The sequence below is a fragment of the Paenibacillus illinoisensis NBRC 15959 genome (assembly GCF_004000925.1).
Lineage (GTDB): Bacteria > Bacillota > Bacilli > Paenibacillales > Paenibacillaceae > Paenibacillus > Paenibacillus illinoisensis.
Map to the genome: position 1 here is coordinate 150,212 of NZ_BIME01000007.1, position 19,475 is coordinate 169,686.

Below are 19,475 nucleotides of genomic sequence, written 5' to 3' on the forward strand. Positions count from 1 at the left end.
TATATCAGGCACAGCCGGTTTTACATGAGTGCACCCAGAAACCGGGTTGCGATCCCGAAGTAAATAAACAGCGACAATATATCGTTCAGCGTAGTGATCAAGGGTCCGGAGGCAACGGCGGGATCAACCTTGAAGCGACTCAGCAATAGGGGGATACATGTACCTGTCAGTGTACCGATAACGAGTGTGAAAAAGAGGGACACGCCAATAATGGTGCCGAGCAGCCAGTCCCCCTGCCAGAAGTAGGCGATAACTGTAATCATGACTCCGCATACGAGTCCAATCAGGGTACCTACCTTGATTTCCCGGCCGATCAACGCCAGTACGGTGGACTTGTCGAGCTTGCGTCCAATGAGGCCGCGGACGACGACAGCCAGGGACTGTGTTCCCGTGTTCCCGGTCATACCGGCGATCATGGGCATGAAAAATGCGAGTGCAACCACCTGATTCAGCGTATCCTCGAAGAAGTCCACAATGCTGCCTGAGATGAGTCCGATGAATAGTAACAGGATAAGCCAGGGGAGCCTGCGCTTGACCGCCACGAGTGGTTTGGTATCAAAATCAATATCCTTGCCGCCGCCACCCATCTTGGCAAGGTCTTCACTGGCTTCATGCATGATGATATCAATGACATCATCCATCTGAATGACACCACAGAGTCTGTGGTTCTCATCAACGACGGGTAAGGCGATAAATTCATAACGCTGCAGCAGCTGCGCAGCTTCTTCCTGGTCCATGTCCACGGTCGCATAAATGACGCGCTTGGTCATCAGCTCCTCTACCCGGGTCTTGTCACCCGCCTGAAGCAGGGACCGGTGACTGACCACTCCAACGAGTTTGCCTTCATCATCCGTAACGTACAGATAGCTCGTAGCCGGTATAGGCGGAGTGCCATGGGATTCCCTTATCGCTTCCTTCGCCGTTTCATGCGCCAGAAGAGTGCGGTAACGGTCGGTCATGATCCGGCCGGCCGTCTCCGGCGGATAGTTCAGCACGGAGCGGATAATGGCAGAATGGTCGAGATGCATGTTCGACAACAGCTGTTCCCTGCGTTTGGCAGGCAAATCATGCAGGAACCGGATCAGATCACCCTTTTCCATCTGCTGCATGACCTCAAGCGTACGTTCCGGCCCTAGCTGTTCGAACAGCTTAATCTGTTCGTGAAGCTTGAGCGATTCGGCCATATCGGCGAGAACATCTGGCTTGAACAGCAGCAGCAACCGCTTTGTTTCCTGTTCGGGAAACTTTTTGTAGATGAGAGTAAGATCGTAGGGACGAAGCTCTTTTATCGCTTTATAAAATTCGGGGAGGTCTTGTGTTTGTACATATTGAACCAGCAGCGCGGTGATTTCTTCGATTGAATTATTCTTAGGCGATTGAGGTCCGTTCTTGTTCATATCAAGACTCCTTTCTAGAGGCGGGGCTCCGTATTTTTAAACGCTATGTAAGCGAGGTAAACAGCAAATTTGATGATTGAAGCATGGACTGCGCTATTGAAATCTTGCTCAACCATTCGGAACGGGCTTACAAATAGGCGCTGCGGAGATATACTGGTTGTACAAGTAACTGATGAGGAGGACTTGCACGGGTGGAAAAAGAGATCAGAACACAGCTGCTCAGTCTGGCCGAACCGGAGTACCAAAAATTCTCGGCTGCATTGATTCCCAATATTACGAATCTGATGGGTGTTCGATTGCCTGCGATACGAAAGATGGCGAAAAAGCTCGCTGCAGGGGACTGGCGTGCGTACCTGGAGACGGCTGACGATGACTATTTCGAAGAAGTGATGCTGCAGGCCATGGTTATTGGTCATGTCCAGGCGGATCTGGATGAATGGCTGGAGCATGTCGCCGCTTTTGTTCCCAAGATTGATAACTGGTCGATATGTGACAGCTTCTGCGCCGGATTGAAATATACGAGGGTACATGCAGAATCCGTGTGGAATTTCCTACAGCCTTATCTGAAGTCGGATCAGGAGTACGAGATACGTTTTGGCGTGGTCATGCTGTTGAACTTTTATCTGGATGAGACATACATTGATCGGGTTCTGGTCTCATTGGATCAGATTAAACATGAAGCGTACTACGTCAAAATGGCGGTAGCATGGGCAATATCGATGGCCTATGTGAAGCAGCCGGAAGTGACGATGCCATATTTGAAGAACAATACGCTCGATGATTTTACCTACAATAAAGCTCTGCAGAAAATAACGGAGTCTTATCGCGTGGATCCGGAGACCAAGCAGATGATTCGCAGCATGAAGCGGAAGACCAAGAGATCTGTTCGTGTTTAGCAGCGGAGTCTTCTTTATATAGAAAGAAACGAAATACTCAATAGGGAGGAGAGTGGACACATGCGAAAAAAGATCATATGGTCTTCCTTGGAGCTGGACGGAAGTCCGTGGGTGCCGATTGCTACGGAACTTGGGATCTGCCGTATTGTCATGCCGAATGAAACGTTGGAGGACTGGAGCAGCTGGATTTCCCGGATTGCCCCGGGTGCGGAGCTGGTAGAAGATGAACAAGCCATAAAGGGGACAGGCATGGTGGACTGGCTGCAAGCTTACTTTGTAGGGGAGCAGATTCGTTATACGGACGAGATTCCACTTGATCTGATTGGCACAGGATTCCAGCAGCAGGTGTGGAAAGAGCTGGGGCGTGTCCCTTATGGTGAAGTTCGCACATACGGCGAGATTGCGGCTGCAATCGGCAGACCTACGGCGGTTCGTGCAGTTGGGGCGGCGAACGGGGCGAATCCCATTCCCCTTCTGTTACCATGTCACCGCATCATCGGTGCCAACCGTAAACTGACCGGATTCCGCGGAGGCTTGGAGTTGAAGCGCAGACTGCTGGACTTAGAGCGGATTGAAGGCGTGACTAATGGCGGGCATGAGCGGTTTCATTTTTGAAGAGCAGTGGTTTAGGAGGGTGGATAGGGTGCAGGCACTTAGTTGTGCCTGTTTTTGCGTTCTCTGATTATCGTTCCGAGCGTCTGTGGAATAACTAGAACAAGTAGGAGGATCACCGTGTACGAACCCCAATGCACTTCTGAAAGGGACGTCCCGGTTACTGTATAGTACAGCAGCATGAAAAGCGTAATTGCGATTGCGCTTACAAGGATATGAAGCCATTTGTTCATGTTGAGGGCACACCTTTCCGCTAGTCAGATCCAAACGATCCTCGTATGGAACACCAACGTTTTACATATTTTTGCCTCGTTCACCCCTATGGTACCATAGAGCACAGATGATCGATACCATGCACGGCACACTTCGTGGAAAGAGGGATGACATGTTAAATCAGGCATATTGGTTGACTAACGTAACGATGGAGCAAGGTTATGTTACGGAAGAGGGCCAGGTAACGGGAACACAGACGAAGAAGGCCCATCTCCGGGTGGAGAACGGAACCATTATTGAGATTAAGGATGAGGGAACGGAACTTCAGACGGATCTGCCTCAATATGATGGGAAAGGGCAGCTGCTGCTGCCGTCGTTCGAAGAAGCACATATTCACCTGGATAAAACGTACTACGATGGACCTTGGAAAGCTGTAAGGCGCATATCCAGCATTTTCGAACGTATTGAAGAAGAGAAGGCGCTGCTGCCCAAGCTGCTGCCTGATGCGAAACGTCAAGCGGAGAGTATCCTGCACCTGATTCAGAGCTATGGGTCCACTCATGTACGCAGCCATTGCAACATTGAGCCCGTCAGCGGGTTGAAACGGCTTGAGGCCACCAGACACGCACTGGAAACTTTCTCAGGCAAACTCTCCTCGGAGATTGTGGCATTTCCGCAGCACGGGTTGCTTCGCTCCAATTCGGTGGAGCTGATGCGCCAAGCCATGCAAGAAGGGGCTACAATCGTAGGTGGACTTGATCCGCATACGGTGGACGAGCATATCGAGAAATCGCTGCATGCCATGGTAGATCTGGCTGTGCAGCATCAGGCGGGGATTGATATCCATCTGCATGATCGCAACGAGCCGGGCAAGCAAACGCTGCAGCGACTCGCTGATCTGACGGAAGAGGCAGGACTTCAGGGGAAGGTTACGGTGAGTCATGCATTTTGGTTCGCTCAAGCGGAGTCGCAGGAGGCAGAGGATATGGCGAAGCGCATGGCCTCTCTCGGCATGAGCGTGACTTCAACGGTGCCCATCGGCAAAATGGTTATGCCTCTTCCGATGCTGCATCGCGTGGGGGTCAACGTGAAGCTGTCCACAGACAGCCTGACCGATCATTGGTCACCTTTTGGCAGCGGGGATCAACTGGAGAAAGCAGGGCGCTTCGCCGAATTATATGGATACAATGATGAACGTTCGTTGTCCCAATCTCTTGGATTCATCACGGGTGGAGTTACACCGCTGGATTCGGAAGGGAAACAAGTCTGGCCTAAAGTAGGCGATGAGGCGAGCTTTGTACTGGTTCAGGCGAGCTGCTCGGCGGAAGCCGTTGCCCGTAAATCTGCCCGGCAGGCGGTTTGGTACAAGGGGCAAATGGTGAGTGGAACTGTATAAGGGAAATGCAGAAATCATGTGAAGCCACGGGAAACCGTGGTTTTTTTGTGATGTTAAATGAAGATACACCTCTAAGGAGAGAGGAATAATTTATTCGCATATACCATGATTTGGGTTATGATGGATTTAGTTTTCCAGTGTGAGAAATAAGGAGCGTGGGCGTGATGATCAGGGAAGCAGAGCCAAGAGATGCGCAGGCTATTGAACGTTTGTACAAAGAATTATTGCCAAACAACTTGAACACAAAAGTGCTGGGAGAACGGATTGAGGAGATCCAATATAATCCCAACAGTTTCTTGCTTGTGTGCGAAATCGATCAAAAGGTTATTGGTACAGCGCACTTACATATTTGTCTGGATGCCCTGATGGAGAATAGACCGTTTGGAGTAGTCGAACGAGTCATTGTTACAGAGCATGTTCAGAGCAAGGGATACGGTTCAGCACTAATGAAGCATATCGAAAATATATGTATACAGAAAAATTGTGTGAAAATGTTTCTAACCAGTGGAGCATCCCGAAGCGAGGCACATCATTTTTATGAAAAACTAGGGTACGATGGAGAGTCAAGCAAAGCATTTAAGAAATACCTATAGATGAACGAACCAAGTGAGCAAACAAAATCTAATCGAATGAAATGAGGTTATAGAGCGATGAATAGCCCAAAGCAAGATGTTGAATTACAAATCGTATATGAAGAGCATGAGGATGACTACAAAGCCATTTGTGATCGTTTATATAACTACAATGTAAGAGAAACGAAAGGCTTATTAAAGAAGCCAGGAGAAAGCATCAATCTATTTCTAAGGGATAAGGAAGGCCGGGCTGTAGGTGGAATCTTCTGTGCTACATACTGTGAGACATTATATATTGATAACTTTTGGATCGACGAGGAATATAGAAATCACGGGAGTGGGAAGTCTCTCCTCTTGCAAGCGGAAAGCATAGCCTCAAGTATGGGGTGCAAACTTGCTCACACCAGTACGTTTTCCTACCAGGCTCCAGAGTTCTATCAGAAGATGGGCTATGAAGTGTTTGGAGTCATTGATGAATATCCAGAGGGAATAGTTCAGTATTTTCTGAAGAAAAGGCTGTAGATTTTTGAAAGTGTAACAACTATTACAAATGGAAAAGCGTTATTAATAATATGAGAAATTTTGGGAAGGTAGAAGAGTAGAAAAGGTACAACGTGTATGACTTTAAATCAAATGGTTAAAAGCAAGGAAGGAGTGATGCAGATTGAAAAATGCAACTCTAATTTTGGCGATATTGGGCATTTTGCTCAGTGGCGGTTACTCAAAGTCTTCTGTCTATACTGGATTAATGGCTAATGACATTTATGATATAGAGGTTTCCGAGCTGGAGTTTCTAAATGAATACAAGGGCTCAGCTGACAACTGGGCAGCAAACCTTATAACTCTCCAAAAAATAGGGGAAGACAATCATAAAAGACAACTGGTTTTCAAATATATTGGAGATGATACGAAGCCGGTTGGAGAAATAAAATACAGTTACGATACCACTGCTGGATCGGGAAGGGGAACGACACCTGCTAATAAGAATGCAGAGGACGTATATTTTGTTGGCTACATAATAAGTAACGGAGCAATCCCTCTAGCCGATTCAAGTGTGAGTTTTCGCATAGAATGGAACGGTCAAACTGAAGAGTTCGATCTTAAAGTAAGGTGAACAAAATCATTTAAAGGAGCGATACAATCATGGCTAAAACTACGGATGAAATGATTGAGGAATTCAAGTCGTTTACTTCATATGTGAAAGAGTTGGAGAGTCTGTCTGAGCAGGTTTGGAATACGCCAATAGCTGAAGGCAAATGGACTTTGAAGGACGTTATCGCGCATATGATGTTGTGGGATCAATATTTTTATGAGGAAGCTATTTATAAAATCAAACAGGAAGAACCATTAACTGCAAGGCATCTGAACTTTGATGAATTTAACGCAAATGCGATGGAATACTCAAAGACCAGATTTAAGAATACAATTGTTGAAGAATTTGTAGCAAAGCGAATGAACATTATCCATGCTATTACTGGATTGGACGAAGAAGAATATACAAGAGAATATAAGGATGGAGACAAAAAGAAATTCAGTATTAAGAAGTATGTAAGGGCATTCATCTCGCATGATAAGCATCATAAAAAACAGATTGAAGCTTTTAAGAAGATGCTACACATAGCTAATTAAAGGTGAGGTGGTAACCACGATATGAATTATGAATTAATTCAAGCATCCAAGGAATATAAGGGTATCATACAAAATCTCATGCAATTCTATAGTTATGATTTCTCTGAATTTATCCATTGTGATGTGGAAGATGATGGTCTATTTAAGCCCTATCCCTATTTGGAAGACTATTGGATCGAAGTGGATCATCGATTTCCATATGTCATCAAACAAGAGCATAACTATATTGGTTTTGTGTTAGTGAGATGCATAGAATCAGAAGAGCGAAAATACTTCTCCATTGCGGAGTTTTTTATTATGAAAAAATACAGAAAAGAAGGCATAGGCACGGCGGTAGCTAAACAACTATTTGATATGCATAAGGGGCAGTGGGAAGTACACCAGCTTGAAAGCAATGTGCCCGCACAGCACTTTTGGAATAAGGTTATACACGAGTACACACAAGGAAACTTCTCAGATCGAGTGCATGACGGTAGAAGAATACAAGAATTCGAGGCATAGAAAGTGGGGGAATGACGAGTGCAGGTAGCTGAATGGTCTGAAAACATAGAAACGTATGATTTATCCAGCGAATATTCTATTCGTAAGGCTGACCCGGAAGAGTGGGGAATATATTGCTCGGTTTATTACAATATGCGCTTTGTTGGTTTTTTTAGAGAAGAACGTTTCAGTGCTAACCGAAATAATGCGTATTGGATCTACCAGGGAGAATCGAAAATGGGTGGGGTACGGATGGCACCCAATAATATATATCATTTATTTTTCATTCCACCGTTCAATCAATCATTTGAGGTACTGAAGCTTCTGAAAAAGATTCTTGTTAGCTGGTCTGATCGAACCCAAGCCATTAAAGCTTTTGAAATTCTTCCGGACCAGGTTCATTTATTTGCCAAAGCTGGATTTTGGCCAGTGGAGTTCAGATGCCGCTGGATGCAGCGTCCCACTGAACGATTCGACGTGACTTGGGACGACGATCTGATCATCAAGAGTCCTCAAATTACCGAAGATGCAACAGGCACCAAGCGATTTACAAATGAAAATGAAATAGCTCAATGCGACTTCGCAAGCTTTGTAGGAGGTTTTGAGGCGGTAAGAAGAAATAAGTCTTCGTTGGAACAGTTCATACCTGATGAAGATCCCGCTCTAACCAATGAGACCCTTACGGAAGCGTCTACACTTGTGTATGACAAAAATACCGGGAAGCTTGTCGCCAATTGCCGGCTTTGTTTACAGGACACGGAGGCAGCAGTCTATAGTATTGGTGTTATCCCATCGCATAGAGGGAGAGGTATTGCTACATATATGCTGCAGAGAGCTTTGACAATCCTGAAAGGAAAATATTCAATCCTTCGGTTGTATGTCATGGAAGGAAACGATGCAGAGTCCGTATATTATAACCTCGGGTTTATTCCTGGAGTACAAGAAGTACAGCAGATGATTATTCCTGCGGAATCAAATTAAAGCGAAAGGTCTTGAGAAGATGCCCCCACCTAAACATATTGTTTCGGCAGCTGCGATTGTAATCAATGATCAGAATGAGATATTACTTATTAAAGGGCCTAGAAGAGGGTGGGAAATGCCAGGCGGACAGGTGGAGGTCGGCGAATCATTACACACCGCAGCCATTAGGGAGACGAAGGAAGAAGCGGGGATTGATATTGAAATCACTCGGTTTTGCGGCGTATTTCAAAATGTGGAGGAATCCATTGTGAATACGTTATTTCTGGCAAGGCCAATTGGAGGCCAACTGACCGTATCCAACGAAAGTCTGGAGACCAAGTATTTCACGGTGGAAGAAGCCTTAAGGCTAGTCACGTGGAAGAATTTCAGACAGCGAATCGAGTATTGTTTAAGACCTGAAATGCAGCCCTTTTATATTGAATTCTAAGATGAAGAGGCTTTGAAAAGGAGCATGCTTTGAAAAAGTTCAGAGAGATCGGATATGGAAACCGTTGGTTCATCCGAACGGAATTCGAACACAAAGACGGTACGGAAAGCGAGGTCAAGGGATTTACTAAACCCTTCAGTCTTAGGTCAGTGTACGTTAGAGTATGGATCGGAAAAAAGGTAATGATCATCGATACAAAAGAGGGAATTAAATTTATGAATAAAAAGGTGAAGAAGGTAAAAATCATTCTTGGTTTCTTTGGATATTGATTCGGGGAGTCAAGATAAGACTCCTGGAACCATAGAAACTAGAAGCGAAAGAGAGCTAAATAAGGAGGTCAGCCATGTCAACCAATACATTTCATGCGATTTTTATTGATCGTGATGGAACGATAGGTGGTACAGATGAAGTTATTTATCCAGGTGAATTTGAGCTGTTCCCGTTTACGCTAGATTCCTTAGAGAAACTTAAAAGTCATGGGATTCCCATCTACGGATTTACGAACCAACCGGGTGTTTCAAGAGGAGAGGCAGCTGTGGAAGAATTTGAGAAGGAAATGACGGACTTTGGTTTTGACGGGGTGTATATCTGCCCGCATCAACATGATGATGAGTGCGCCTGCAGGAAGCCCAAACCGGAAATGTTGTTGAGAGCAGCAAGAGAGAATCGCTTGGACCTGAGCAAATGTGTAGTCATTGGAGATCGGTGGTCCGACATGTTAGCTGCACATTACAGTGGCTGCAAGAAGATATTGGTGAGAACAGGGGCAGGTAATGAAGCTCTAGGTAAATATAGGGATAAGTGGGCTGTGACCGAGCCGGATTATATTGCTGATCATTTCGGGGATGCTGTGAACTTTATCATAAGCCAAGTAGTCTATACCTAGACGTTTTTTTAATAGAGAGGGGAATCAATGAAGACCAAAAATATCATTATTGTTGTCTCCATAGTATTTAACATCGCCTTGATCACGTATGTATTTTGGAGGGAAAGTCACCTGAGAGAAATCTATTCGGGTTTATCCTTTGGACTTCAGGGCGATTTAGTGCAATTGGAGAGTACAATTAATTATCAAATGAATAATAAGTGGAACGACGAAAATACAGTTCTTGAGAAAATTGAGGATGTTACAGAAGGTATTCACCAACTAATGGTTACAGGTAAAGATGCTGGAATGATTACGAAATCGCAAGAAAATGACTTGTGGACATTGTATAGGTATTTTGCTAACTTTCCCACATTCACAGGTTTTCCAAATACCAAGTTGGACAATGACGGGATTAACGAACTAATCCAATTAGGAGATGATCTAAGGTCAGCAGGTTGGGGGACAAATTTAGGATATAGTAGTGACTGGGAGAGTTTTTCAATGAAAATAAAAGACTTAACGAATTAATTATCTGCTGCACTCATTGGCAGTTATATTAAGATAATTCACTATGGAGGGATTCCATTGCTCTATCTCATTATAGTCGTGGTTATTGGTTTTGCAGGCATAATTAGTAATCAATACGCAGGGTTGAGGAGAATGGAATTGTTACAAAAATCATTGGATGAACTGAATCATCAGCTGCGAGGAGCTGAACAGATCCAATCTGCTAATCAGGTTGAAAAGGAGTGAATCATAATGTACAAGCAAAAAACAAAAGAGACAGACAATAGTGTTATTGAGTTTATTGAGAGCGTGGATCATCCAAAGAAACGTGAGGATGCTTATACGTTGCTGGATATTTTTGCTGAAACAACAGGTTATGAAGCCAAGATGTGGGGACCGAGCATTATTGGATTTGGTTCGTATCATTATAAATATGATTCAGGACATGAAGGCGATGCCCCACTGGTAGGTTTCTCACCCCGAAAAGCGAAAATCAGCTTATATTTTGCAACTGGAGATACAGAACGAGAATCACTGTTAGAGGACCTAGGGAAACATACGACAGGAAAAGCATGCGTGTATATTAATAAAGTCGCCGACATTCATGTGGATATTTTGAAAGCTCTGATAAACCAGTCGGTTAAGTTCTTACAAGAGACCTATCCGAATCCGTAGTTATATTTCATGTACCATATGCTGCTATGAACAGCTGCTATGAACAAGGCAAGGAGGAATAAATAATATGCTGCATGACCTGCAAGGCCAACCCAATATGACATCGGTGGTGGGAATGTTATATTCAGCGTTGAGAGAGAATAGCCAGCGACTTCAAACCATTACAGAAGGAATGTCCCAGGAGGAAGTAGACTACAAGGGACCCGATCATAACCTCAACAGTACGGCTCAGTTAATAAAACATATCCTATACGTTGATCTAAACTGGGTTTACAGAATTAAAGGACTAGCGCTGCCCCAGTCATTGAGAGAACAACACGGCCCGATGATCGATGAAAACCATAACCTTCCGATGGTGAGTGGAGTGTCAAGGGACACGCTTATCTCTCAATACGAGGGAGTAATAATTGATCTGAAAGAGACATGTGAGCAATTAACAGATGCTGATTTGGACCGTGTTGTTACTTTTGGACATGACCATGAAAAACAAGCCACACTACGCTGGGGAATATGGCATATGGCCGACCATAATCGTTACCATCAAGCTCATATTAATCAACTAAGAAAGTGGTTTAAGGAGAAGGGGAATTAAATGCACGAATGAACAATAAACACACGATAATGATTAACAAAAGCGTGATAGGACTTGTTATTTATGATATAGCCAATACATATCGAAACGAGGTTGAGCTTCTGTATGGAAGAGCAATGGAGAATTGCAACGCATGACCCGGCATGGAGGGTGATGTTTTTAGAGACGGGACTCCGATTAAGAGAGGCATTAGGAGAAAAGGCTCTTCGCATCGACCATGTCGGATCAACTTCGATCACCGATTTAGACGCCAAACCCATTATTGACATTCAAATTTCGGTGTTGCATCTTGATAACTTACCGGACTTCCAGTTTGATATTGAAAGGGCCGGCTTTGTGTTTAGGGAGGATAATCCGGATCAGAGCAAAAGATATTTCCGCGAAGCACCTGGGAATAGACGAACTCATGTACACGTTAGGCATGCAGGGAGTTTTTCGGAGCAGATGACATTGCTGTTTAGGGATTATTTACGAGAACATCCACTGGATTGCCTGAAGTATGCGGAGGAAAAGCACAGGCTCATGAGTTTATACAAGGAACAACGTTCGAAGTATGTGGAGGGCAAAGGGCCTGTAGTGTGGGAGATCTTGCAGAAAGCCCATCTGTGGTCTCAGGAAGTAGGCTGGAAACCGGCGGATTCGGACGTATAAGTACCTTGGATTAATTGTGGATACTCATATTGGAGTGGTGAAATGAACCTGGGTAGAAAGCTGTTAACTTCACTTTTAACCATAATCATGTTTAGTTTAGCTGCAAGCTTGGTATCCATGAGTGAAATTTATGATTTTGGTTTTTATATTGCTGTGTACCCTATATATGCAGCTCCGTTGATCTTTTTGATAGGGTTACCTTTGTCAATATTAGTAGACTTCTTGGTGAACAAGATCAGAATTACTAATCATGTACTCTACCTAATCATAAAATTAATGAGTTACGCGTGCGCTGGGTTCGTCGGCATGTACATATTTTGTCTGATCATGGGCGCTGGGATCGATGTTTTAATGTATAAGGAAACCATCATTCTAACCTTGTTTGGTGTATTTGCAGCGATGATCTTTGTGCTGGTCGATCTTGGTTTGGAGGCTCTTTTCAAGGCTCGTAAAAAGCAGCTATAGTCAACATGGTATTAGGGATTATTCCATTTTATAAAAGGGTGATGTATGTGATATCTTACCGACGGTTGGAACCACAGGATCCGGAATTGGTTAAGCAATTAATGGAGGAATATGCGCTGCAGTTTCCAGCTTTTATCATTAACCTCTATCCAGAACGTTGGGCGAGCTATTTAAATCATTCCAATAATTCGGCATACTGGGTTGCGGTTGAGAAGAACAGGATTGTAGGACATGCCGGGTTTATGTATAACAACGATGAAAAATTGTACGAAATCGTAGGTGTCGTTGTATCGCCCAGGCATCTGAGAAAGGGAATCGGGAAAACTCTTTTGGACCATGTATGTGAAGCGATTCAAGAAAAAGGAGTAACTGAAGTTATGCTGCACACCCTCGGCCATCCTGGTAATGAAGATACACTAGTATTTTATAAATCGATTGGTTACTCGGTATCGAAATTGGAGAAGGATTATTTCCAAACCGGATATTCGCGTGTTACGTTTAGGAAGAGTTTGAATTAATGGGAATTATGTAATAGATCAGTATGAAAAGAGATTGACCCGTTCAGAAGAGTAGATAAGAACACAACAAGAAAAGGAGGAATGGAAATGGAAACTTTTTTTCGTTATAACTGGATGGTGCGTGAACAGTGGTATGCGTGGTGTGAGGATCTACCGCTTGAAGAATTGCTGCGGACTCGTACAGGCGGGGTAGGGAGCATCTTGAAGACGTTTTTCCATATCATTGATGTAGAGTGGAGCTGGCTTCAGATTCTGCAAGGTAAGCCGGATGGAGCGGAAGATTTTGAACACTACAAGAGCCTTGAAGCTGTGCGACAATTCGATCGCAAGCTGCGTCCCGATGTAGAGGCATTTGTTTTGGCGTGGGACACGAGCATGGAAAAGAAAGCTCATATCGATCATCTACCGAATGGCAAAGTTGTCATTGATTCATGGGGAGAAGTGATGCGCCACGTCATCGCTCATGAAATACACCATATGGGACAATTGTCGGTATGGGCGAGAGAATTGGGCAAGGAACCGGTGTCCGCCAATGTAATCGGTAAAGGCCTTATTATACCTGACTGACCGGATGGGGGGAGACCCATGATTATTAGAAAAAATGGCGAGAGCAACTTATTCCGACGGAGATAAGGCCATGTGCTGAAGAGGAGGAAGTGATGACCATCGAACTTAGTCGTATGAATTGGATCCACTTGGATGAACGTCTAAGACTTGTGGTGAAAGGGGGCTATGAGGTCATTCCTTTGTCACCTGGACTGGAAGCGGATGTGTTGAAAATCGTACTTGATGATCAGCCGTATGTTCTGAAGATATGGAACAAGGATTCGAAACCGAATGTCGGCAACCAATATAAGCTGTTATCCAAACTACTCCATAATGGTATCCGTGTCTCCACACCTTATGGCTGGGGCAGGGATGAGGAGCATAATCAGGTGCTGTTAACGAGCTATGATGGCGCGCCAGTTACCCAATTAACATCTTCCAAGCTGGCACATTTGGCTCAAAATTTAATGGAGGTCCATCGTTATCCATTGAACGAAGCGGGTGCCGGAGAAGATGGAGCGTACATATCCAGGTATGATTTTGTTGGTTATTTCTTTCCTTCCATAGAGCTCTATGAAGACATAAGCACTCATCTGTCGTACCTTCTTCAATGCGTCCAGCTCAGGCAGGACTGCTTAATCCATGGGGATTATAATCTGGGTAACATTCTTGAAATGGAGGACGACTATACCATTATCGACTGGACGAACGGACAGCTGGGAGACCCGAGGTACGATGTTGCATGGTCTGTTTTTCTTATTACGATCTATAATGGCGAGAGTTATGGAGAGACATATTGTGCTGAATTCAGACGTATATCAAGTTACTCGCTGGAGGATGAAGGGGTTTTTGAAGCAATGGCTTGTCTTCGCTGGATTCTGTTAAGCCGCGTCGCCGATGTACCCATGGGACCAAACGTAATACAGCGGGTGTGTGCAATTGTTCGTAATAATCCGTATTTGAAGGAGAGTCTATTGCAATCATGACGGAGTGCCCGAAGAAGTTGATAGAATGTGAGAATAGCCTGTCCTAAACAATCGTTTCCTGCATACCTATGGTATAGAGGAGCGTGATAGGTCATGGAACAGAAGGTGCAAACCTATTTTCAACTGAAGCAGCAGCAAAAAGAGATTGAGCAGCAATTATCTGTACTTCGAGATGAGATTGTCGCATATTGTGCCGAACAAGGGGTATATGAGACACAGGTTGGAGGTTATACGGTGAAAACGGTGCTTCAGCACCGCAAGGAATATGATGATCAGAAGCTTTATGCCGCACTGCCTGATCCGGATATTTGGCGACTGCTGTCCAAGGTAGATAGTCATAAGCTGAAAAGCCTGATTAAGCTGAACGTGCTATCCGAAGAGCAAATCAGTCCTGCGTGTACCGTAAAACAGGTTACGCTGCTGCAGGTGGACAAGCTATAGCTGTACCCCCCTTTTGTCCAACAGAACTTATCTGAAGAATGTACGAGCTGTTTATTGGTTGAAATACATCATATACATCAAACAAAAAAACAGGCATGCATTTACCTTGAGGCGTTCTGACCGTCTCCCTGAGTGTAAATGACATGCCTGATCTTTATTTATGCTGCAAATCCCGTGTGATTTTGCGCCCTGTCGGCGTTTGGGCGAGGCCGCCGCCTGCCGTTTCGCGTAATGATTCAGGCATGGCCGATCCAACCTCAAGCATGACCTGTACCACCTCATCGGAAGGGATAACACTGCGGACTCCGGCCAGCGCCATATCGGCGGCTCCGAGAGCAGTAATGGCACCAAAACCGTTCCGTACGATGCACGGAATCTCGACAAGCCCGGCTACCGGATCGCAGATCAGACCAAGGGTATTCTTCAGCGCAAGTCCAACGGCGTGGATGGCCTGGGAAGGGGACCCGCCCCGGATATCCACCAGCGCTCCAGCTGCCATCCCGATGGCTGACCCCACTTCTGCCTGACACCCGCCTTCCGCACCAGAGATGAACGAATTGTTAGCAATGACATAACCGATTGCCCCGGAGGCGAACAGGCCGTAGACCATCTGTTCATCGGTCCAGCCGAATCGCTCCTGGCTGCTGATAAATACCCCGGGAATAATGCCGCAGGAACCCGCCGTCGGTGTAGCAATAATTCGGCCCATCGAGGCATTGACCTCGGATACCGCAAGTGCGTAACTCATGGACAGACTGGCATGGTCCCCGAGCATGGATTGTCCATCTGCGCGAAAAGCCATCAATTTACGGGCGTCTCCTCCAGTTAATCCGCTTTTGGAAGTGGTATCGGTGTGAAGACCTTGATGCACCGCACTTTTCATAATCTCATAATACTCTTGCATCTGGCCGAACACGGTTCCCGTGTCCTCCCCTGATTCATGACATTGCTCTTCCAGCATGAGCTGGCCGAGGGAAAGATTGCGGGTCTCCGCCAGTTCGGCAAGTTGTTTTAGCGTTCGAAAGTTCATTGGCGTAGGCTCCTTTATCTATTAAGCGGAAATCAATTCCAATATTCAAATTAAAGATGGAGCAGCGTGACTTCCTGGACTTCCGGAATCACTTCAATCTGCCGCACCACGGCGGGGTCGATCCGGCCATCACATTCGAGCACCATCATGGCTTCACCCCGCCGGTTCTTGCGATCCACGGACATGTGTCCAATATTGATGTGATTATCCACAAGCAGGCGGGTGACGACAGCAATGACACCTGGTTCATCGCTATGACGAATGATGAGTGTAGGATAGAGAGCCGTCAGCTTCAAGTTGTAGCCGTTAATCCGGACAATTTCGATATTCCCTCCGCCTATTGACGTACCGATCATGTTTAATGTCCGAGTTCCCGCTGCGTTGGTCAGTACAATCTCTGTCGTGTTCGGATGCGGATACAGACCTGTTCCCGGACGGATGACAGTTTGCATGCCAGCCATGTCTGCATGGGCAAAAGCCTCGGGTAAACCGGGATCATCCGTGTCCATATCCAGCAGACCGCCAACGATGGCCGTGTCGGTACCATGTCCTTTGTACGTTGCGGCAAAAGAGCCAAACATGATGATTTCCGCATGGGAAGGGCATTCGCCGAACAGTTGTCGAGCCGTGCGTCCAATCCGTGCTGCTCCAGCAGTGTGGGAGCTTGACGGTCCAACCATGGCTGGACCGATAATGGAAAATACGTCTTTGAACCTCACAGTCTCATTCTCCCCGTTTGGGAGGCTGCACATCTGCGGGAACGAGGCAGTCGTACACTTCCCCGCCGAGTCTGTCCAGCAACTCCTGTTGTGCTTCCTTGATGATCTCTGGATGCAAAATGGATTCAATGGCCGTAGCTGCCATCGCTTTGGCAGCGAGCAGCATGCCCTTGTGAGCAAAACTGCTCTTGCCCTGGGCAACGGTTTGCCAAGCATGAAGCGGCGTGCCAAAGGCCATCGTGGTGGTAATACACTGCGCGGTTGGCACATTCCAGCTGACATCCGCTACATCGGTTGATCCACCCATGAAGGTCTCCTTCTCATCCGAATAAGGAGCAATAAAGTTCGGCAGCGGTCGCTCAGCCAGAAGAGGGGAGAGCTCAGGACCAACTAACGCGCCAGCTTCCTGCTGATTTTGGAGCGGCAGCGTCTCATAGATGGCTTTGGCATAATCGTATTCGTCCTCTGCATATTCGGGTGCACCGAAAGCCACTAGATGCTGATGCATCACTTTCTCAAGCGTGCTGTTCGGAATCAGGTTGGCGCATGCGCCTTCATATTTAAAATCCATCGTGGTTTCCGTCATCAAGGCAGCCCCTTCTGCGACCTTCACCAGACGTTCAAACAGACTCCGTACCTGAGCGCTCTTCGGTGCTCGAACGAGATAAGTGACCTCGGCTTCCGCCTGCACGACATTGGGTGCCAAACCGCCCGAGTTGGTAATGGCGTAGTGAATTCGGGCCTGATCAATCATGTGCTCCCGCATATAATTTGAACCGATGTTCATCAGCTCAACGGCATCGAGAGCACTTCGGCCCAGGTGGGGAGCGGCTGCAGCATGAGCACTGATGCCTTTAAAAGTAAACGTGCCGTGAATGACCGCATTAGAGCTTCCATGCATAACGGCATTCATGGAGTGAGGGTGCCAGGAGAGTGCAGCATCCACGTCTTTGAAGTAGCCCTCGCGAGCAAGATACGTTTTTCCATATCCGCTTTCCTCGGCCGGGCATCCATAGAAACGCACCGTTCCTTGGGTTTCCGGATGCTCCTGAAGATAGTCTTTGACTGCGACTGCCGCAGCCACAGCGCCTATGCCGAGCAGGTTATGTCCGCATCCATGACCGTTACCACGCGGCTGAACGGGCTGGTATGTGCTGATTCCGGCTTCCTGGCTGAGATCAGCCAGTGCGTCATATTCGCCCAGTAAGGCAATAACAGGCAGCCCCGTACCATAAGAGGCGATGAATCCGGTCTCCAGTCCGGCAACACCTCTCTCGATCGTGAAGCCTTCCGATTCCAGCAATTCTATCAGCAGCTCTGCAGATTGAAATTCATCGAACCTTGTCTCTGCAAATTCCCAGATTCGGTCACTAGCTTGGGTGAACAACTCGCGTTTTCCTTCAATGGCATCGGATATATATTGGGTTAGATCAATCGTTGTTGTCATGGGATACACCTCTTTACATGTATTTTATGGTGAGCACGAAATGGCTTGTTTGTTATGCGTGATTTTTTTATCGAGAAAAAGGGTACTAAGCTGCGTCTTTAAACGGCCGTCGCCTGCACTTCAGAACCACTGTCTTGTTTCGAACGACGCGAGAAGAATAACGAAAGGGAGCAGATGAGGGCGAAGGCGATCAACATGATGAAGGCCGTTGCATAAGATCCCCCTGAAGCCTCTACCAGAAATCCGATCAGCATCGGTGTCAGGAAACCGGCGAGCTGTGCACCTGTGTTAATGAATCCATTGGCCGTTGCGACAATAGATTCGGGCATGGTTTTTAGTGATTTTGAAATGATCAGCGTGGAAATAAATCCAGCCATGGCCGTTACGATTGTCATGTACGTAATAAATGTAGCAATGATTCCCGAGGAGCCCATGAGGTACAGGAAGAAGGCAACAAGTACACCGAATACGGAAGCGATAATCCGATCTTTGCCAGCCGGGATACGGTCAAGCACATAGCCACTGAGGAGCATGGTGAAAATGCTGACGACAGCCGGGATGGCTGAGAGCAGTCCCATTTGCGTCATATCCAATCCCCGGACATTCACCATGTAGGTTGGCATCCAGGATTGAAGGCCCCAGTTCACAGCATAAATGCTGAAATAGCTAATAAACAAATTCCAGATCAGCGGTGTTTTCAAGACGTCTTTAAGCGATGTTTTGGGTTGTTGTCCCGAGGCAGAGGCAGCGAGTGAAGGTTTAGCCGGTTCTTTGAGTAAAAAGAACATGAGGGCAGTGATGAGGATACCCACCACACCTATGATATAGAACAGGTTACGCCAGCCAATGGTCACAAGGGCATGTCCAGTCAGAATAGGAGTGACAACCCCCATAATTGCAGCGGACGCCAGCATGATCGACATGGCACCACTTCGCTGATTGACCGGGAAGTTGGTGGCGATAGCTTTGGAACCGGAAGGGAAGAAGCTGCCTTCACCAATACCAAACAGGAAACGAACGAAGATAAGAGAGAGTAAAGACCAGGCGGAACCGGTCAGAATGGTGAATATGGACCAGGAGAACAAGGAAACAAGAATGACCTTACGGTAGCCGAAACGGTCGGCGAGAGCTCCGCCTGGGATTTGCATAATGGCATACCCGAGGAAAAAGCTGCTGAGGATGATGCCTTGTGCGGAAGCGCCCAGACCCAGGTCCTGAGTTATTCCCACAATGGCATAGTTGATGACGAAGCGATCCAGGTTGCCTAGGCACCAGCCGAGAAACAAGAGAGCGAGAACAATGTACTTGAAGTGTTTGCTGTGCATGATTTTGGACATTGTGTTACCTTCTTTCTCATCGATTGTTAACTTGATTTCTGTGTTGATATAAAGTTACAGGATGAGGGGGTTACAACACAATGTATATAT

The 19,475-nt window shown here is 46.2% G+C and carries 26 protein-coding genes; 20 read left to right on the forward strand and 6 right to left on the reverse strand.

What is annotated here, in order from left to right; all coding sequences use genetic code 11:
- Positions 1-20: 20 nt before the first annotated feature.
- Entirely contained in the window at positions 21-1,397 is a 1,377-nt protein-coding gene (mgtE, locus tag PIL01S_RS18005) for a magnesium transporter (protein WP_127538704.1), read from the reverse strand.
- A 191-nt stretch (positions 1,398-1,588) separates the two neighbouring features.
- Between mgtE and PIL01S_RS18010 the strand changes: the two genes are divergently transcribed.
- Both PIL01S_RS18010 and PIL01S_RS18015 read left to right on the forward strand, forming a co-directional pair.
- Positions 1,589-2,293 (forward strand): DNA alkylation repair protein, encoded by a 705-nt coding sequence (locus PIL01S_RS18010; RefSeq protein ID WP_127538705.1) that lies wholly within the window; start codon positions 1,589-1,591, stop codon positions 2,291-2,293.
- Positions 2,294-2,353: 60 nt separating this feature from the next.
- Entirely contained in the window at positions 2,354-2,908 is a 555-nt protein-coding gene (locus PIL01S_RS18015) for a methylated-DNA--[protein]-cysteine S-methyltransferase (protein WP_127538706.1), read from the forward strand.
- 38 nt (positions 2,909-2,946) lie between these two features.
- Here the strand turns inward: PIL01S_RS18015 and PIL01S_RS18020 are convergent, their stop codons facing one another.
- The gene (locus tag PIL01S_RS18020) at positions 2,947-3,138 is read right to left on the reverse strand and encodes a hypothetical protein (RefSeq protein WP_127538707.1); all 192 of its coding nucleotides are present in this window, start codon (positions 3,136-3,138) and stop codon (positions 2,947-2,949) included.
- A 152-nt stretch (positions 3,139-3,290) separates the two neighbouring features.
- Between PIL01S_RS18020 and PIL01S_RS18025 the strand changes: the two genes are divergently transcribed.
- From PIL01S_RS18025 to PIL01S_RS18110, 18 genes are all read left to right on the forward strand, one after another.
- Complete coding sequence (locus tag PIL01S_RS18025; protein WP_127538708.1) at positions 3,291-4,514, forward strand: amidohydrolase family protein; 1,224 nt, start codon at positions 3,291-3,293, stop codon at positions 4,512-4,514.
- A gap of 164 nt (positions 4,515-4,678) precedes the next feature.
- A complete protein-coding gene (locus PIL01S_RS18030; RefSeq protein ID WP_174818708.1) occupies positions 4,679-5,107 on the forward strand; it encodes a GNAT family N-acetyltransferase in 429 nt (142 codons plus the stop codon).
- Between the two features lie 57 nt (positions 5,108-5,164).
- Complete coding sequence (locus tag PIL01S_RS18035; protein ID WP_127538710.1) at positions 5,165-5,608, forward strand: GNAT family N-acetyltransferase; 444 nt, start codon at positions 5,165-5,167, stop codon at positions 5,606-5,608.
- 142 nt (positions 5,609-5,750) lie between these two features.
- Complete coding sequence (locus PIL01S_RS18040; protein ID WP_127538711.1) at positions 5,751-6,200, forward strand: hypothetical protein; 450 nt, start codon at positions 5,751-5,753, stop codon at positions 6,198-6,200.
- 29 nt (positions 6,201-6,229) lie between these two features.
- Positions 6,230-6,715, forward strand: a complete 486-nt coding sequence (locus PIL01S_RS18045) for a DinB family protein (protein WP_127538712.1) — start codon at positions 6,230-6,232, stop codon at positions 6,713-6,715.
- Positions 6,716-6,736: 21 nt separating this feature from the next.
- The gene (locus PIL01S_RS18050) at positions 6,737-7,216 is read left to right on the forward strand and encodes a GNAT family N-acetyltransferase (RefSeq protein ID WP_127538713.1); all 480 of its coding nucleotides are present in this window, start codon (positions 6,737-6,739) and stop codon (positions 7,214-7,216) included.
- A gap of 18 nt (positions 7,217-7,234) precedes the next feature.
- Positions 7,235-8,176, forward strand: coding sequence for a GNAT family N-acetyltransferase (locus PIL01S_RS18055; protein ID WP_127538714.1), 942 nt, complete (start codon positions 7,235-7,237; stop codon positions 8,174-8,176).
- Positions 8,177-8,195: 19 nt separating this feature from the next.
- Positions 8,196-8,603: an NUDIX hydrolase gene (locus PIL01S_RS18060; RefSeq protein ID WP_127538715.1), complete on the forward strand. Its 408-nt coding sequence runs from the start codon at positions 8,196-8,198 to the stop codon at positions 8,601-8,603.
- Positions 8,604-8,632: 29 nt separating this feature from the next.
- Positions 8,633-8,872 carry a DUF3977 family protein gene (locus PIL01S_RS18065; RefSeq protein WP_127538716.1) on the forward strand — a complete coding sequence of 80 codons (240 nt, stop codon included), beginning with the start codon at positions 8,633-8,635 and terminating at the stop codon, positions 8,870-8,872.
- A 74-nt stretch (positions 8,873-8,946) separates the two neighbouring features.
- A complete protein-coding gene (locus PIL01S_RS18070) occupies positions 8,947-9,489 on the forward strand; it encodes an HAD-IIIA family hydrolase (RefSeq protein WP_127538717.1) in 543 nt (180 codons plus the stop codon).
- A gap of 27 nt (positions 9,490-9,516) precedes the next feature.
- Entirely contained in the window at positions 9,517-9,999 is a 483-nt protein-coding gene (locus tag PIL01S_RS18075) for a hypothetical protein (RefSeq protein WP_127538718.1), read from the forward strand.
- 231 nt (positions 10,000-10,230) lie between these two features.
- A complete protein-coding gene (locus tag PIL01S_RS18080; RefSeq protein WP_127538719.1) occupies positions 10,231-10,653 on the forward strand; it encodes a DUF1801 domain-containing protein in 423 nt (140 codons plus the stop codon).
- A gap of 67 nt (positions 10,654-10,720) precedes the next feature.
- The gene (locus tag PIL01S_RS18085; protein ID WP_127538720.1) at positions 10,721-11,245 is read left to right on the forward strand and encodes a DinB family protein; all 525 of its coding nucleotides are present in this window, start codon (positions 10,721-10,723) and stop codon (positions 11,243-11,245) included.
- A gap of 105 nt (positions 11,246-11,350) precedes the next feature.
- The gene (locus PIL01S_RS18090) at positions 11,351-11,896 is read left to right on the forward strand and encodes a GrpB family protein (protein ID WP_127538721.1); all 546 of its coding nucleotides are present in this window, start codon (positions 11,351-11,353) and stop codon (positions 11,894-11,896) included.
- A 512-nt stretch (positions 11,897-12,408) separates the two neighbouring features.
- A complete protein-coding gene (locus PIL01S_RS18095) occupies positions 12,409-12,879 on the forward strand; it encodes a GNAT family N-acetyltransferase (RefSeq protein ID WP_246058440.1) in 471 nt (156 codons plus the stop codon).
- Positions 12,880-12,966: 87 nt separating this feature from the next.
- On the forward strand, positions 12,967-13,446 hold the full coding sequence (locus tag PIL01S_RS18100) for a DinB family protein (RefSeq protein WP_127538722.1): 480 nt from the start codon (positions 12,967-12,969) through the stop codon (positions 13,444-13,446).
- 92 nt (positions 13,447-13,538) lie between these two features.
- The gene (locus PIL01S_RS18105; protein ID WP_127538723.1) at positions 13,539-14,411 is read left to right on the forward strand and encodes an aminoglycoside phosphotransferase family protein; all 873 of its coding nucleotides are present in this window, start codon (positions 13,539-13,541) and stop codon (positions 14,409-14,411) included.
- A gap of 93 nt (positions 14,412-14,504) precedes the next feature.
- Positions 14,505-14,852: a hypothetical protein gene (locus PIL01S_RS18110; protein WP_127538724.1), complete on the forward strand. Its 348-nt coding sequence runs from the start codon at positions 14,505-14,507 to the stop codon at positions 14,850-14,852.
- A 154-nt stretch (positions 14,853-15,006) separates the two neighbouring features.
- Here the strand turns inward: PIL01S_RS18110 and sdaAA are convergent, their stop codons facing one another.
- The 4 genes from sdaAA to PIL01S_RS18130 form a co-directional block, all read right to left on the reverse strand.
- Positions 15,007-15,882 carry an L-serine ammonia-lyase, iron-sulfur-dependent, subunit alpha gene (gene sdaAA, locus PIL01S_RS18115; RefSeq protein ID WP_095359693.1) on the reverse strand — a complete coding sequence of 292 codons (876 nt, stop codon included), beginning with the start codon at positions 15,880-15,882 and terminating at the stop codon, positions 15,007-15,009.
- Between the two features lie 50 nt (positions 15,883-15,932).
- Positions 15,933-16,601 carry an L-serine ammonia-lyase, iron-sulfur-dependent subunit beta gene (sdaAB, locus tag PIL01S_RS18120; RefSeq protein ID WP_127538725.1) on the reverse strand — a complete coding sequence of 223 codons (669 nt, stop codon included), beginning with the start codon at positions 16,599-16,601 and terminating at the stop codon, positions 15,933-15,935.
- A 4-nt stretch (positions 16,602-16,605) separates the two neighbouring features.
- Complete coding sequence (locus PIL01S_RS18125; RefSeq protein WP_127538862.1) at positions 16,606-18,036, reverse strand: M20 family metallopeptidase; 1,431 nt, start codon at positions 18,034-18,036, stop codon at positions 16,606-16,608.
- A gap of 110 nt (positions 18,037-18,146) precedes the next feature.
- Complete coding sequence (locus PIL01S_RS18130; protein WP_174818709.1) at positions 18,147-19,385, reverse strand: MFS transporter; 1,239 nt, start codon at positions 19,383-19,385, stop codon at positions 18,147-18,149.
- Positions 19,386-19,475: the final 90 nt, after the last annotated feature.

Coding starts and splice junctions, on each gene's coding strand:
- PIL01S_RS18110 (WP_127538724.1), top strand. CDS start 14,505: ATGGAACAGAAGGTGCAAACCTATTTTCAACTGAAGCAGCAGCAAAAA.
- PIL01S_RS18085 (WP_127538720.1), top strand. CDS start 10,721: ATGCTGCATGACCTGCAAGGCCAACCCAATATGACATCGGTGGTGGGA.
- PIL01S_RS18015 (WP_127538706.1), top strand. CDS start 2,354: ATGCGAAAAAAGATCATATGGTCTTCCTTGGAGCTGGACGGAAGTCCG.
- PIL01S_RS18060 (WP_127538715.1), top strand. CDS start 8,196: ATGCCCCCACCTAAACATATTGTTTCGGCAGCTGCGATTGTAATCAAT.
- PIL01S_RS18045 (WP_127538712.1), top strand. CDS start 6,230: ATGGCTAAAACTACGGATGAAATGATTGAGGAATTCAAGTCGTTTACT.
- PIL01S_RS18025 (WP_127538708.1), top strand. CDS start 3,291: ATGTTAAATCAGGCATATTGGTTGACTAACGTAACGATGGAGCAAGGT.
- PIL01S_RS18035 (WP_127538710.1), top strand. CDS start 5,165: ATGAATAGCCCAAAGCAAGATGTTGAATTACAAATCGTATATGAAGAG.
- PIL01S_RS18030 (WP_174818708.1), top strand. CDS start 4,679: ATGATCAGGGAAGCAGAGCCAAGAGATGCGCAGGCTATTGAACGTTTG.
- PIL01S_RS18090 (WP_127538721.1), top strand. CDS start 11,351: ATGGAAGAGCAATGGAGAATTGCAACGCATGACCCGGCATGGAGGGTG.
- sdaAA (WP_095359693.1), bottom strand. CDS start 15,882: ATGAACTTTCGAACGCTAAAACAACTTGCCGAACTGGCGGAGACCCGC.
- mgtE (WP_127538704.1), bottom strand. CDS start 1,397: ATGAACAAGAACGGACCTCAATCGCCTAAGAATAATTCAATCGAAGAA.
- PIL01S_RS18075 (WP_127538718.1), top strand. CDS start 9,517: ATGAAGACCAAAAATATCATTATTGTTGTCTCCATAGTATTTAACATC.
- PIL01S_RS18080 (WP_127538719.1), top strand. CDS start 10,231: ATGTACAAGCAAAAAACAAAAGAGACAGACAATAGTGTTATTGAGTTT.
- PIL01S_RS18105 (WP_127538723.1), top strand. CDS start 13,539: ATGACCATCGAACTTAGTCGTATGAATTGGATCCACTTGGATGAACGT.
- PIL01S_RS18100 (WP_127538722.1), top strand. CDS start 12,967: ATGGAAACTTTTTTTCGTTATAACTGGATGGTGCGTGAACAGTGGTAT.
- PIL01S_RS18050 (WP_127538713.1), top strand. CDS start 6,737: ATGAATTATGAATTAATTCAAGCATCCAAGGAATATAAGGGTATCATA.
- PIL01S_RS18130 (WP_174818709.1), bottom strand. CDS start 19,385: ATGTCCAAAATCATGCACAGCAAACACTTCAAGTACATTGTTCTCGCT.
- PIL01S_RS18020 (WP_127538707.1), bottom strand. CDS start 3,138: ATGAACAAATGGCTTCATATCCTTGTAAGCGCAATCGCAATTACGCTT.
- PIL01S_RS18070 (WP_127538717.1), top strand. CDS start 8,947: ATGTCAACCAATACATTTCATGCGATTTTTATTGATCGTGATGGAACG.